Origin of the sequence: Achromobacter piechaudii NBRC 102461 (genome assembly GCF_001571245.1) — a bacterium.
Taxonomy (GTDB): Bacteria; Pseudomonadota; Gammaproteobacteria; order Burkholderiales; family Burkholderiaceae_B; genus Achromobacter; species Achromobacter piechaudii.
Window position 1 is genome coordinate 56,676 of sequence record NZ_BCTK01000015.1, and the last position, 13,628, is coordinate 70,303.

Annotated in this window: 9 protein-coding genes; 5 read left to right on the forward strand and 4 right to left on the reverse strand. The window is 67.6% G+C overall.

Annotation, left to right across the window (positions count from 1 at the left end; all coding sequences use genetic code 11):
* Positions 1-44 precede the first annotated feature (44 nt).
* Entirely contained in the window at positions 45-3,653 is a 3,609-nt protein-coding gene (locus API01S_RS26550) for an ABC transporter ATP-binding protein/permease (protein ID WP_061306541.1), read from the forward strand.
* Here API01S_RS26550 and API01S_RS26555 read toward each other — a convergent pair.
* Complete coding sequence (locus API01S_RS26555) at positions 3,625-6,210, reverse strand: penicillin G acylase (protein ID WP_061306542.1); 2,586 nt, start codon at positions 6,208-6,210, stop codon at positions 3,625-3,627. The genes API01S_RS26550 and API01S_RS26555 overlap by 29 nt on opposite strands.
* A 152-nt stretch (positions 6,211-6,362) precedes the next feature.
* Between API01S_RS26555 and API01S_RS26560 the strand changes: the two genes are divergently transcribed.
* Both API01S_RS26560 and API01S_RS26565 read left to right on the forward strand, forming a co-directional pair.
* Positions 6,363-7,295, forward strand: a complete 933-nt coding sequence (locus tag API01S_RS26560) for a LysR family transcriptional regulator (RefSeq protein ID WP_061306543.1) — start codon at positions 6,363-6,365, stop codon at positions 7,293-7,295.
* Between the two features lie 348 nt (positions 7,296-7,643).
* Positions 7,644-9,524, forward strand: coding sequence for an ABC transporter ATP-binding protein (locus API01S_RS26565; protein WP_061306544.1), 1,881 nt, complete (start codon positions 7,644-7,646; stop codon positions 9,522-9,524).
* Here the strand turns inward: API01S_RS26565 and API01S_RS26570 are convergent.
* Positions 9,521-10,195, reverse strand: a complete 675-nt coding sequence (locus tag API01S_RS26570) for a DJ-1/PfpI family protein (RefSeq protein WP_006218900.1) — start codon at positions 10,193-10,195, stop codon at positions 9,521-9,523. The two genes, API01S_RS26565 and API01S_RS26570, sit on opposite strands and share 4 nt — an antisense overlap.
* A gap of 90 nt (positions 10,196-10,285) precedes the next feature.
* Between API01S_RS26570 and API01S_RS26575 the strand changes: the two genes are divergently transcribed.
* Both API01S_RS26575 and API01S_RS26580 read left to right on the forward strand, forming a co-directional pair.
* Entirely contained in the window at positions 10,286-11,173 is an 888-nt protein-coding gene (locus tag API01S_RS26575; RefSeq protein WP_061306545.1) for a GlxA family transcriptional regulator, read from the forward strand.
* Positions 11,170-11,610 carry a hypothetical protein gene (locus API01S_RS26580; RefSeq protein ID WP_061306546.1) on the forward strand — a complete coding sequence of 147 codons (441 nt, stop codon included), beginning with the start codon at positions 11,170-11,172 and terminating at the stop codon, positions 11,608-11,610. Before API01S_RS26575 ends, API01S_RS26580 begins: the two co-directional genes overlap by 4 nt.
* A 238-nt stretch (positions 11,611-11,848) precedes the next feature.
* Here API01S_RS26580 and API01S_RS26585 read toward each other — a convergent pair whose 3' ends face one another.
* Both API01S_RS26585 and API01S_RS26590 read right to left on the reverse strand, forming a co-directional pair.
* A complete protein-coding gene (locus API01S_RS26585) occupies positions 11,849-12,571 on the reverse strand; it encodes an SDR family oxidoreductase (protein ID WP_006218896.1) in 723 nt (240 codons plus the stop codon).
* Positions 12,568-13,563 (reverse strand): Bug family tripartite tricarboxylate transporter substrate binding protein, encoded by a 996-nt coding sequence (locus API01S_RS26590; protein ID WP_061306547.1) that lies wholly within the window; start codon positions 13,561-13,563, stop codon positions 12,568-12,570. The genes API01S_RS26585 and API01S_RS26590 overlap by 4 nt, the downstream gene beginning before the upstream one ends.
* Positions 13,564-13,628: the final 65 nt, after the last annotated feature.

Consider the following 13,628-nt stretch of genomic DNA (forward strand, 5'->3'; position numbering starts at 1 on the left):
GGCGGCGGATCAGCGACCATGCAGGCTCTGGATGGAGCATGGACATGTATTTCGACTCTCGATTGTGGCGGTTGACGGCGGGGCTGCGCGCCGGCATGGCGGGCGGCATTTTCCTGGGCCTCTTGGCGCTAGCGGCGGGCATTGCCCGTTATGTCTTTCTGGGCCAGTTGCTGGCCCGCGTCTTCAACGGTGCGCCGTGGCAGGACTGGATCACGCCGGCCTTGTGCGCGGGCGCGATGGTGCTGCTGCGCGCGCTGTTCGACCATTGGCGCACGGTGCAGGCCAATCAGACGTCCGCGCAGATTCAGCAGACGCTGCGCGGCAAACTGTACGACCGCATCGTGGCGTTGGGGCCGGCCTGGTTCGCCAACCAGCGCACAGGCGGCATCATGCTGACGGTGGTGGACGGCGTCGAGCAGTTGCAGACGTTCTTCGGCCAGTACCTGCCGCAAGTCGCCATCGCGGCGGCCGCGCCGTTCGCCATCTTTGCCGTGATCGCGTTCTGGGACGTGCCCACGGCGCTGGTGTTCCTGGCGGCGGCGCTGTTCGCGCTGTTCGGCCCCATGGCCGTGCACATGCTGGACCGCCGCGCCAGCCAGGCGCGCACGCGTGCGCTGAACGAATTCGGCGAAGACTTCCTGGACGCGGTGCAGGGCCTGCCCACCTTGAAGTCCTATGGCCAGGGCAAGACCTGGGGCCGGCGTCTGGCGGCACGCGCGCGCAGCCTGTCGGACAACACGTTCTGGGTGCTATCGGTCAGCCTGCTGACGCGCGGCATCAGCGACCTGGGCGTGGCGCTGGGCGCCGCGCTGGCGCTGACGCTGGGCGCTTGGCGCGTGGCGGCTGGCGACATGAGCGTCGAGGCGCTGCTGATCGTGCTGATGGCCGGCACCGAAATCTTCCGGCCGCTGCGCGACCTGCGTTCGGTATTGCATCGCGGCATGCTGGGGCAGTCGGCCGCGGTCAGCATCCATGCGCTGATGGACGCGCAGGCGCTGACCCCCGCCCCCATCGTGGCGAGCCGCCCGGCTGGCAAGCTTGCCCCCACCATCGAGTTCGACCAGGTCGCGTTTTCCTACACGCCCGAGCGCCCCGCCCATCAAGGGCTGACGTTCAGCATCGCGGCGGGCGAACGCGTCGGCGTCGTGGGCCCCAGCGGCGCGGGCAAGTCCACCATCGTGCGACTGCTGCTGCGCGAATGCGTGCCGCAGGCCGGTGCGATCCGGGTGGGCGGCCAGGACGTGAACACGCTGGACACGCAGACGCTGCTGTCGCAGATCGCGCTGGTCAGCCAGGACATCACGCTGTTTCACGGCAGCATCGACGACAACCTGCGGCTGGGCAGGCCGGACGCCACGCACGAGCAGGTGCGCGCCGCCGCCCGCGCCGCGAATATCGACGACTTCATCATGGCGCTGCCCGCCGGCTACGCCACGCGCATCGGCGAACGCGGCCTGCAATTGTCGGGCGGCCAACGCCAGCGCGTAGCCATTGCGCGGGCGCTGCTGCGCGACGCGCCCATCCTGATCCTGGATGAAGCGCTGTCGTCGGTGGACACTGAAAACGAATCCTTGATCCAACAGGCGCTGGACCGTCTGATGGCCGGCCGCACGACGCTGATCCTGGCGCACCGGCTTGCCAGCGTGATCGGCGCGGATCGCAGCCTGGTGCTGGACCACGGCCGCATCGTCGAAGCCGGCCCGCATGCGCAGTTGATGCAACGGCGCGGGCTGTATTACCGGCTGATGCACGAGCAGGCCGAGGCGCACGAGAACCCCTCGGCGGGCACGGCCGCATCGGCATCGCGTCCGCTGGCGACCGCCGCCCCCACAAACCAGGACGGCAAGGACGGCGGCCCCGGCCCGGCGCTGCGCCCGCTGGACGCGGACGCCGAACAGGTGGGCTGGCGCGAAACGCTAGGCACCTTGCTGTCGGTGGTCAAGCCGTGGCGCGGCACCCTCACTGCCACCATCCTGCTGGGTGTGGCGCGGGTGGCGGCCTTTATCGGCGTGGGCGTATTCAGCGCGTTGATCGTGGCAGCCATCCGCGATGGCCGCGAGATCTCGGGCCTGGTGCTGGGCCTGCTCGTCTGCGCGCCGCTGGCCGCCCTGTTCCATTGGCTGGAATCCTGGCTGGCGCACGCGATGGCGTATCAGCTGTTGGCCGACATGCGGGTCAAGCTCTACGACAAGCTGGAACGGCTGGCGCCCGCCTACCTGTTGCAGCGCCGTTCGGGCGATCTGGTCGCGCTGGCCACGCAGGACGTTGAAATGGTGGAGTATTTCTACGCCCACACCATCGCGCCGGCCATCGTGTCGGTGCTGGTGCCGGTGTCGGTGCTGGGCTTCCTGGGCTTTTACAGCTGGCCGGTGGCGCTGGCGCTGCTGCCCTTCCTGGCCTACGCGCTGGTCTCGCCCGTGCGCGGCCGCCGCAATATCGACGCGCTGGGCGACAAGGCGCGACTCGCGCTGGGCGAGATGAGCGCGCACGCCACCGACACCATCCAGGGTCTGGCCGACCTGACCGCCTTTCAGGCAACCGGCCGCCGCCGCGCCGAATTCCTGAAAGTAGCGGATCAGTACCGAGTCCGGCGCCTTGCCATCCTGCGCGACCTGTCGCGGCAGACGGCATGGTTTGAAGTGGCGATGGGCCTGGGCGGCCTGGCCGTGGCGGTGGTGGGCGCCTGGCAGGTATCGGCGGGCGCGTTGTCGGCCAGCATGCTGCCGCTGCTGGTGCTGATCGCCATGGCGACCTTTCTACCGGTGTCTGAAATTTCCCAGGTCAGCCGGCAGTTGGCGGACACCATCGCCGCCACGCGCCGGCTGCACGTGGTCAGCAACGAACCCGAACCCGTGACCGACGGCCCGCTGGCCGCGCCGGTGGCCACGCACGGCTTGTCGCTGGCGTTCGAACACGTCCACTTCGCCTATCCCGGCAAGGCGGAGGACACGCTGAAGGACTTAAGCTTCACCGCGCCTGCCGGCGCCACGGTCGCCATCGTGGGCGCGTCGGGTGCAGGCAAGAGCACGGTGGCCAGCCTGCTGCTGCGATTCTGGGACCCGCGCCAGGGCGTGGTCCGGCTGGGCGGCATGGACGTGCGCCAGCTGGAACTGGATGGCTTGCGCGAACGCGTGGCGCTGGTCACGCAAGACACGTACCTGTTCAACGACACGCTGGAGGCGAACATCCGGCTGGCGCGCCCCGAAGCCACGCCCGACGACCTGGCGCGCGCGCTGGACCAGGCCGCGCTGACCGACTTCGTCAAGCAATTGCCGGACGGCCTGGCGACGCGGGTGGGCGAACGCGGCATGCAGTTGTCGGGCGGCCAGCGCCAGCGCATCTCGATTGCGCGGGCGTTCTTGAAGAATGCGCCCGTGCTGATCCTGGACGAGGCGACCTCGCACCTGGATACCTTGTCGGAAATGCAGGTGCGCGGCGCGCTGGACGCGTTGATGCAGCACCGCACGACCCTGGTGATCGCGCACCGCCTGTCCACCATCCGCAACGCCGACCTGATCCTGGTGCTGGACAAGGGCACCCTGGCCGAGGCCGGCACGCATGACCAATTGCTTGCCAGGCAAGGGGCCTATGCGCGCCTGGCCAGCCACCAGGGCGGCTATGCCGTCAGTAGCGCAAGGTCTCTACCGACTTAGCGTTGGCGCGCACCTCGGCGGGCGTGAACCACACGCGCTTGCTGCCGAAGTCGCGGTACATGTCGAACTGGTCGCGCGTGTGGACGGACGGGGTGCCGTCCGGGGCGACAAAGCCGCTTTGCCCCGGCGCCACCACGTCCACCGCGCGCACGCCCTTGGCGTCGAACACCGTCATGTTGTTCTCGGTGCCCCGGTTTTGCGTGGACGGGAAACTCAGCACCGCCTTGTCGTCCGCCTGCGGCACGCCCAGGAAGTTCTTCGGCGCGAACACCATGGGCGCATCGGGGATGCGCCATTGGGCGGGATCCTGGCCATAGGACTTCTGCAAGGTGGCCAGGGCCTCGTCCAGCGCGGCCAAGGTGACGGCCTCGGGGCGCTTGCCGTTGAAGAAGTCATAGGACTGCGGCACGCCGGCATCGGGCCCGGCCAAGGCGTTGAACAGCACCTTCACGCCCACCGTCAGGTTGAGCGAGCCGACCGCTGGCGTGGCGGGCGTGGGATAGCCCGTGGCGCTGTACCACTTGAAGAAATCCGCCGGCATCTCGTCGGCCAGCGTCGCGCGCAGCATGGCGCGCAGCCACGCGTCCATCACGGCGGGGCCGACGTTGTCGTAGTAGCCCGGCTGCTTGTCGCTGGCGCTCATGCCGTCCCAGGCGGTCAGCCCCGCCACCAGTTGGGCGCGGGCGTCGGTGGGCGGCAAGCCCGCCACGGCGCGTTGCAGGAACGGCAGGAAATGGCGGCGGTTCACGTCCGCGTAGCTGGTGGTGCGGATCAGGTCCCACATCTGCTGCGCGCTGACCTTGCCGCCGTTGGCCGTCATGGCCTTCAAGCGCGTTTCGATTTCGGCGTAGCGGTCGGCCTGGCCCCACACGATGGCGAACAGATCGGTGGACGGATAGCCGCGCATGGGCTGGTTGTTCCAGTTGGCGATGAAGCCCTGGCGTGGGTTGTAGACCTGCGGATTGGTGGCGAAGGGCAGCATGCCGTCCCAATCCATTTCACCGGTGCCGGGCACGGGCAGGCGCGGGTCGTGGCCGGGTTTGCGCTTGGGGTAGAAGCCCGTGTGGGCATAACCGATGTTGCCGCGATCGTCGGCGTAGTACCAGTTGATGGTCAGCGCGTGGCGCGCGGCCTGCTGCTTCCATTCGGCCCAGTTGCGCGACTGCGCCTTGTGCGTCCAGGCCATCAGCGATTGCAGCTCGTAGCCTTCCCAGGCGCGCGCCTTGGCGTAGGCCACGTGCTGCTTGTCGTCGAACTTCGTGACGATGCCGTGCACCGTGCGATAGACGTCCATCCAGACCGGCTGGCCGTCCTTGACCTGGATGAGCTCGGTGCGCTTTTCCATCGTCTTCCACTGACCGTCGTGGAAATAGCGCGTGCGGTCGGCGGGGTCAAGCTTTTCGGCGTAGATGTCCACGTCGTCGCCAAAGCCGGCCGTGGAGCCCCACGTCACGTGCGCGTTGTGGCCGAACAGGATGCTGGGATAGGCGAACGGGGTGTTGCCCACCACGTCGAAGCCCGCGCCGTGCAGGCCGATGCCGTAGGTGTAGGCCGGGTTCCACCAGCCGAATTGCGGGCCGTTCAACAGGATGGATTGCGCGTCCTTGGCGTGCTGGCGGCCCACGATCCACATATTGCTGGTGGTCGGAAAGCCGGCGATGCCGGGCTGGCCCGATTCGGCGAACTGCGCCAGCATCCGGGCGGGTGCATCGGCGGCCGGAGTGGGCAGCACGCCGCGCGTTTGCGGGTCGCGCGCCACGCGCTCAAGCATGGGCGGGGTGCCGTCGTAGCGCGGCAAGGCGTAGGACAGTTTGGCGGGCGCGGGCGCCGCGCCAGGCTGGTACACGCCCTCTTCTTCCGGCACGGTGGTGGGCGCGCGGCTGTCGGTCATCCAACGCAACTGGTTGAATATCTGCATCGCGCGCGCATCGCCGTGCTTGTCCTTCAAGGCGGTCAGCAGCGCCAGGTTGTCGATTTCGCTGTTGGCGTCCGAGAAGCGGTTGGCCATCGTGCCCACGAACACCATCGCCACGTCATAACCCGTCCAGTCCGAGGGCTGGAAATGCAGGTCGTTGAATTCCTTGGGCATCAGCGTGTCGGGCTGGGCGCGCACGCGCGCGATCCACGCGTTCATGCCGGCCGCGTAGCCGTCCAGGATCTGGCGTTCCGACTCGGGCAGCGCGGCCAATTGGCGCTGGATGCGTTCGGGCGAGAAATTGCCGCGTATGGATTTGTCGAACGCCAACATCTTTTCGCCCAGCACCTCGGCGACCTTGCCCTGGGTGCTGCGGCGGGCCATTTCCATCTGGAACAGACGGTCTTGCGCCACTGCGTAGCCATAGCCATAGAAGATGCCATAGACCGTATCGGCATAGACATGAGGCATGCCGTAGCCATCGCGGCGGATGGTGACGGCGTTGGACGCGGCGCGAGCCGCCGGGCCGCTGACGGCTGGCGAGGCGGCTTGGGTGGGCTTGGCGTTCTGGGCTTGGGCGGCGGGCATGGCTACGCCGGCGCAGGCCGCCAGAATGGCGGCCGACAACAAATGCTGCTTCATTGAATCTGTCTCCGAATTGATAAGCCGCGCCGGTCGTGCGAGTTCTGGGGCGCGGGTCGCAACGCCTCTGCGGGCGTCGTCGGGGACCATGATAAGAACGCCACACTTATAATGCCAATGCATTTATTTCATGGATTTGATGCACTGACGTTATGGATTTTCAAAAGCTCAAGCATCTGCTGGCGGTGGTCGAATACGGCACCTTTTCGCTGGCAGCGCAAAAGGTGAACCTGTCACAACCCGCGTTAAGCCGCAGCATCCAGGCGCTGGAGGCGGAGCTGGGCTTGCCGCTGCTGGATCGGGGCACGCGCCAGGTCCGGCTGACGCCCTATGGCGCCTGCGTAGCCGAACGCGCCCGGCGCATGCGCTTCGAAGAAGCCGAGCTGCAACGCGAGCTCAAGACCCTGCACAGCGGTGAGTCCGGCACGTTGACCATCGGCCTGAGCCCGACGCCGGCCGCGCTGCTGCTGTCGCCCTTTCTGGCGCACATGGCCGCCAACCGCCCTCAAGTCCGTGTCGGCGTCGAGCTGGGCGCCACGGCCGTGTTGCTGGACATGCTGCGCGCCGAACGGATCGACGCCATGGTCTGCGACGCGCGCATGCTGTACGAGGCCGCTGACATCGAAACGCGCCCGCTCGCGCCGCTGCGCGCCGGCATGGTGTGCCGCCGCGACCACCCCATCCTGGCGCACCGGCACGTCAGCATCCACGAGGTGCGCCAATATCCCGTGGCTTCGAGCACGCTCAGTCCGGAGGTGTCGCTGCGCCTGGCCGAAACACTGGGCCCGGGCGGCGCGCCCGATCAGATGGTCACGCTGCGCTGCGAAAACCTGGACCCGCTGGTGGATCTGGCGCTGCATACCGACACGCTGCTGCTCGGCGTGATCTGCGTGACGCGGCGCGAACAACAGGAAGGTCGACTGATTGAAGTGCCGCTGCCGCCCGATCCCCAGCGCCAGGGCCATTACGTATTGGCGCGCCTGGCCGGGCGCACGCCGCTGACGGCGCAAGACGCGCTTTACGACTTCACGCAGCAATGCTGGGCCGGCTTCGCGGCCTTCAATCCGCGCGGCCGCGTGCGTTGAAAAAAACCCACATCGAAGGCCGGCGCGCGCTGCACCCCGTTGATTCCCATAACTCATATCTATAGAATCAGCAATACGGGCGTTTGCCCATTTCTTTTTTCCACTTCACCTACCGCCAGGGAGGCCGCATGATGATTCACCCCATGCCGTACGCCGTCCCGCGCGTGTCCCCGCGACGCCATTAAGTCGTCGCCCGCGCGGACCCATCGCTAGATTTTTATCTGGCGACTGGTCCTCCGTGCCTGGCCCCAACACATAAACGCAGTCGCCAGCGCCTACGCGCCTGGCTCGTCATCCCTCTTTCATCACAAGGACAGCCTGGCGTCCCTTGTGCGCCAGGCCATTGTTATGGCTAGAAAAAAAATCGACTTACGAGGACAGACCTTCAAGGAAGTCCTGGGCTTCACGTTCCGGCATTGGGCGATGCAGCCGTGGCGCACGCTGGTCATCGTGCTGCTGGCCTTGTCGTCGGCCGTGGCCGACATCCTGACGCCGATGTACGCCGGCCGCCTGGTCGACGCCGTGGCCTCCGGTTCCAGCGGCAGCGAACTGGCCTGGAGCGCCGCCATCACCGCCTTCTGGCTGCTGGTGGCGCTGGGTATCGGCGGCACGCTGCTGCGCCAGGCGGTGTACCAGAACATCATCACGTTCACGCTCAAGATGATGAACGGCATCGTGTCGAGCGCCTTCTACCGGGTGCAGCGATTTTCGACCGATTGGCACGCCAACAGCTTCGCCGGTTCAACGGTACGCAAGATCACGCGCGGCATGTGGGCCGTGGACACCCTGAACGACACGCTGCTGATCGCGTTGCTGCCGTCGGTCGTCATGCTGGTGGGCGCGACGGCCTTGCTGGGCGCGCACTGGCCGGTCATGGGGCTGGTGGTCGGCCTGGGTTCGGTGCTGTACATCGCCGTCACGGTCACGCTGTCGCTGCGCTATGTAGCGCCCGCCGCGCGCCTGGGCAACGCCTGGGATACGCGCATGGGCGGCGCGTTGGCGGATGCCGTCAGCTGCAATGCCGTGGTCAAGGCATTCGGCGCGGAAGCGCGCGAAGAGGTGCGGCTGGACCGCGTGGTGAACAAGTGGCGCAACCGCACGCGCCGCACCTGGGTGCGCGGCACCGTGAACGGCGGCATCCAGGGCGCGATGCTGGTGGCGATGCAGGCGGCCATCCTGGGCGTGTCGCTGATGCTGTGGTCGCGTAACCAGGCCAGCGTGGGCGACATCACCTTCACCTTGACGATGTTCTTCGTGCTGCAAGGCTATCTGCGCGACGTAGGCATGCACATCCGCAACCTGCAACGCTCGGTCAACGACATGGAAGAACTCGTCGCGATGGAACGCCAGCCCCTGGGCGTGGCCGACCGGCCGGGCGCGGGCGCCATCCAGGTCAAAGCGGGCGAGATCCGTTTCGAGAACGTGACGTTCCGCTATGGCGCGCACAACACGCCGCTGTATGACAAGTTCTCGGCGCGCATCGCGCCCGGAGAACGCGTCGGGCTGGTCGGTCATTCGGGTTCGGGCAAGACCACGTTCATCAAGCTGATCCAGCGGCTGTATGACGTGAACGATGGCCGCATCACGATTGACGGGCAGGATATCGCGCAGGTCAAACAGGCGTCGCTGCGCAGCCAGATCGCGATCGTGCAGCAGGACCCCGTGCTGTTTCACCGCACCTTGGCCGAAAACATCGCCTACGCCCGGCCCGGCGCCACGCAGGCCGAGATCGAACAGGCGGCCCGCCTGGCCAGCGCGCATGACTTCATCGTGTCGCTGCCCAAGGGCTACGACACGCTGGTGGGCGAGCGCGGCGTGAAGCTGTCGGGCGGCGAACGCCAGCGCGTGGCCATCGCGCGCGCCTTCCTGGCGGATTCGCCCATCCTGATCCTGGACGAAGCCACGTCCAGCCTGGACAGCGAAAGCGAAGTGCTGATCCAGCAGGCCATGGACCGCCTGATGGTGGGCCGCACCACGCTGGTGGTGGCGCACCGACTGTCGACCGTGCGCGCGCTGGATCGCCTGCTGGTCATGGACCATGGCCGCGTCATCGAAGAAGGCAGCCACGACCAGCTGATCCGCTTGAAGGGCGGGCTGTACCGGCGCTTGTTCGAACGCCAGGCCCTGGAACTGACCAAGGGCATGACGGCGGCCGAGATGCTGCAAGACGGTGCGACGCCCCCGCCCGCCAAGGAGCAGGACATGGACGAAGACGCCTACGCCGTCTAGGGCATGGCCGCGGCGGCGCGGTCCACCGCCGCCGCGCGCCGCTCGAAACGCGCTTGCGACTGCGCCAGGTAACGGTCCACCACGGCGCGCTCGGACGTGGCGGGCGTGCCCCCGGGAAACGGCGGCTTGGGGTCGTATTCGATCTGCAACTGGATCAGCTTGGCGACGTCGTCGCCGCACAAGGCCGCCACGACCTTCAAGCCCATGTCGATGCCCGAGGTCACCCCGCCAGCCGTGTAGATATTGCCGTCCACGCAGAGACGTTCTTCGCTGGGGATCGCGCCAAACCGCGACAACAATTCACGCGCGCGCCAGTGGCTGGACGCGCGCTTGCCCCGCAGCAGGCCCGCCGCGCCGAGCAGCAGCGAGCCCGTGCAGATACCGAACAGATAGCGGGCGGCCAGCCCCTGCTGGCGCGTGAACGCCACCCACTGCGGGTCGACGATGGCATCGTCCGTGCCCGGTCCGCCAGGCACGACCAGCAGGTCGCATTGCCGGGCGGACGCCAGCGTCTGCGTGGGCACGAATTGCAGACCGCGATCGCAACGCACCGGATCGCGCGTTTTTGCGACAAAATCCACGGTGAAACCCGGCGCGTTCGCCAAGACCTCGTAGGGGCCGGTCATATCCAGCTGGGTCAGCCCTTCGAACAAGAGAAAATTCACATGCATGACGATGCTCCCTCAGAAACGCCAGCGTCCAGCATAGGCGGACGCGCCCGCGCCGGTGCGCCAGAATGGGATGAAATTGCGCCACTTCGGGTGCTCTTCGTGCTGTACGACGGCTTTCAGCCGCTGGACTTGGCCGGCCCCTGGCAGGCCTTCAGCTCTGCTAACGAAGAGGCCGGCAAGCCGCTGTACCAACTGCGCACCATCGCGGCGGCGCCGGTGGTGGCGACCTGGGAACAGGGGCTGCGGATGCAGGTGGATGGCACCTTCGAACACGACGGCGACTCCCCCATCGATATGCTGTTCGTGCCGGGCGGCCCGGGCGTGGACCGGGCCAGCGCTCATGCCGAGACGATGGCGTGGCTGCGCCGCCGCGACGTGGTCACGCCGCGCACGTGCAGCGTGTGCACGGGCGCCTTCGTGCTGGCCGCCGCCGGCCTGCTCGATGGACGCGCCGTCACCACGCACTGGCGGTCCGCTGATCGGCTTCGGCAGAAGTACCCTGCCCTGCGCGTGCAGGACGACCGCATCTTCATCGAAAGCGGCAAATACTGGACGTCGGCGGGCGTGACGGCGGGCATCGACCTGGCGCTGGCGTTGATCGAACGCGACTTTGGCGCGGCTCTGTCGCAGCAGGTGGCGCGCCGACTTGTCGTCTTCATGCGGCGCGATGGCGACCAGCGCCAATACAGCCAGACCCTGCGACTGCAAGACCGCGTGGCCGCGCCGTTTCGGGACCTGGTCGAAAAGATCGAAGCGCGGCTGTCGGCGCGCTGGACGGTGGACGACATGGCCGATGCCTGCCATATGTCGCGCCGCACCTTCCAGCGTAAATTCGCCGCGCACTTCGGCGTGGCGCCCACCGAGGTGCTGAGGCGGCTGCGCCAGGAACGCGCCGACGCGTTGCAGGCCTCGGGCAAGATATCGAAAAAAGCGGTCCGGCAGCACGTTGGACCCAAGCACAACAGGCCCAACCCATGACCCGATTCGATGACCACCGCCCGACGTGGCGCCGCGCCGCCGCCCTCGCGCTGCTGGCCCTGCCCTTGCTGGCCGGTTGCGACGATAAGCCCGACCCGGCCAAGCCCACGCTGGAACAGCGGCTGTTGCAGGATCTGACGCCAAACCGGGAATTCAAGGGAGATCTCAACGGCCAGCCCGTCCACCTGGTGGTGCATGACTGCAAGGTCTACCTGAACGAGGCCGATCCCGAATCCACGTCCGGCGCGCGCCGCTGGACCAAGGTGCTGGAGCCCGAGTTCTATCCCTCGTTCATGGATTGCCAGCGGCAGTCGTTGAGCCGCCAGGGCAAGACGGTCGAAGCCATCATCGGCGAAATGGCGATGGGCGCGGGCGGATGCTGCGCCACCGGGGGCCGCTTCCGCTCGACGAACGGACGCGACTGGAAGGAGCAATAGGCGGCCGGCGCGAGGACCGCCTATTGCCTCAGGCCGAGGCACGCCTCGGCCCGCCCATTCCACCGACACCAGATGCGCGACTGCCCGCGAGCCACACCGACATCCGCCAAGAAGACACGCCTAAGCCCGCCTTCCTCACCGGCCTCCGCCAAGTCAGGCCCAAGCCCGCCCGCCGCACCGGCATCCGCCAAGACACGCCCAAGCCCGCCAGCCTCACCCACATCCGCCAAGCCGCCCGTCAGCCCGCCAAGCCTACCGACATCCCGCCGCAGACATACAGCAACTGGCCGGTGATGAAGCCCGCCTGCCTGTCCAGGAACATGGCCACGCTGTGCGCGACCTCCTCCGGCTGCCCGACGCGGCGCACCGGAATGGATGCTTCCAAGGCCAGCGTCTTGGGCTGGCCGGGCGGGTTGGACTGGTTGAACAGCTCGGTGGCGATCGGGCCCGGCGCCACGGTGTTGACGGTGATGCCGTCCGCCGCCAGCTCCAGCGCCCACGTGCGGGTCATGCCGGCCAGGCCGGCCTTGGATGCGCCGTAGACCGTGCGCCCGCCCTTGCCCAGCGCCGCGCGGCTGCCGATATTGACCACGCGTCCATACCCGGCCTGCCGCATGCCGGGCAACAGCGCCTGGAGCAGCAGCACGGGCGCGGTCAGGTTCAACGCCAGCGTGCGTTGCAGTTCGGCCTCGGTCACGTCCTCGATATTGGCCACCTGGATCATCCCGGCGTTGTTCACCAGATGCAGGACACGGCGCTCGGCCGCCAATTCGCGCGCGGCCTCCCGCGTGGCGGCGGCGTCGCCCAGGTCGACCGAGCGGAAGGTTTCGCCGGGCAGCACCGCGTCGGGCGGCCGTCGACTGAAGTTGACGACCTCATAGCCGTCGTTGAGCAGACGGGCCACGATGGCGCGGCCGATGCCCCGGCTTCCGCCGGTGACAAGTGCGATGGGCGTGTTCATTGCGCAGTGATTCCTTGGTCTTTGATGAGCCCGCCCCACTTCTTGCGCTCGGCGCGTTCGAAGGCGGCCAGGTCGGGACCGAAGAGCGTACCGGGCTTGGCGCCCATGGTGGCGAAATTGGTCGCCAGCGCCTGGCTTTGCAAGCCGCTGCGCGCCGCCTCGATCAGTTGCTTGACCACGGGCGCCGGCGTGTCGCGTGGCGCATACAGGGCGAACCAGGCCGTCACGTCAAAGCCGGGCAAGCCGGATTCGGCGACGGTCGGCAGGTTGGGCACGGACGCATCGCGCGCCGCCGAGGTGACCGCCACGCCGCGCACCAGATTGCCGTCCTTGATCTGCGCCAGCGCGCCCGGCAGGTTGTCGAACAGCAGATCCACCTGCCCGCCCGCCACGGCCGGCAGCGACGCGGACGTGCCCTTGAACGGCACGTGCAGCATCGTCACGCCCGCCATCGCCTCGAAATACGCGCCGGTCAGGTGCACCGACGAGCCGATGCCGGGCGAGGCATAAGTCAGCTTCTTGTCCGGCGACTGCTTGGCCGCGCGGATGACGTCCGCCACCGTCTTGTAGGGCGACTTGGCGCTGACGGCGATGACGTTCGGCGTGGTGGACACCAGCGCGATCGGCACCAGGTCGCGTTCGGGGTCGAACGTCATGTTGCTGTACAGGAACTGGTTGATGGTCTGCGTGCCGATGGTGCCCAGACCCAGCGTGTACCCGTCCGCCTTGGCGCGCGCCACGTAGGCCATGCCGATGTTGCCGCCCGCGCCCGGCTTGTTTTCCACCAGCACGGTTTGCTTTAGCCCGGATTGCAGCGCATTGGCGATGGCGCGGCCGAAGATGTCGGCGCCGCCACCGGGCGGGTACGGCACCACCACGGTGACGGGGTGATCGGGATATCCCGCCGCATGGGCGGCGGGTAGCGCCAACAGGGCCAGGGCGGCCAGGGCAAGCCTGCGCCGCCCGGCGCGCGGGTGTACGGACTGGGTCATGAACGTGTCTCCTGTCGAATCCGCTGCGTGCGGATTTCTTTTGAAATGGACGTCTGCTCAAAGTA

What these genes read in the sequence shown, in the direction of transcription:
- API01S_RS26550 (WP_061306541.1), top strand. Translation starts at nt 45, where the DNA reads ATGTATTTCGACTCTCGATTGTGGCGGTTGACGGCGGGGCTGCGCGCC.
- API01S_RS26580 (WP_061306546.1), top strand. Translation starts at nt 11,170, where the DNA reads ATGACCCGATTCGATGACCACCGCCCGACGTGGCGCCGCGCCGCCGCC.
- API01S_RS26560 (WP_061306543.1), top strand. Translation starts at nt 6,363, where the DNA reads ATGGATTTTCAAAAGCTCAAGCATCTGCTGGCGGTGGTCGAATACGGC.
- API01S_RS26565 (WP_061306544.1), top strand. Translation starts at nt 7,644, where the DNA reads ATGGCTAGAAAAAAAATCGACTTACGAGGACAGACCTTCAAGGAAGTC.
- API01S_RS26555 (WP_061306542.1), bottom strand. Translation starts at nt 6,210, where the DNA reads ATGAAGCAGCATTTGTTGTCGGCCGCCATTCTGGCGGCCTGCGCCGGC.
- API01S_RS26570 (WP_006218900.1), bottom strand. Translation starts at nt 10,195, where the DNA reads ATGCATGTGAATTTTCTCTTGTTCGAAGGGCTGACCCAGCTGGATATG.
- API01S_RS26585 (WP_006218896.1), bottom strand. Translation starts at nt 12,571, where the DNA reads ATGAACACGCCCATCGCACTTGTCACCGGCGGAAGCCGGGGCATCGGC.
- API01S_RS26590 (WP_061306547.1), bottom strand. Translation starts at nt 13,563, where the DNA reads ATGACCCAGTCCGTACACCCGCGCGCCGGGCGGCGCAGGCTTGCCCTG.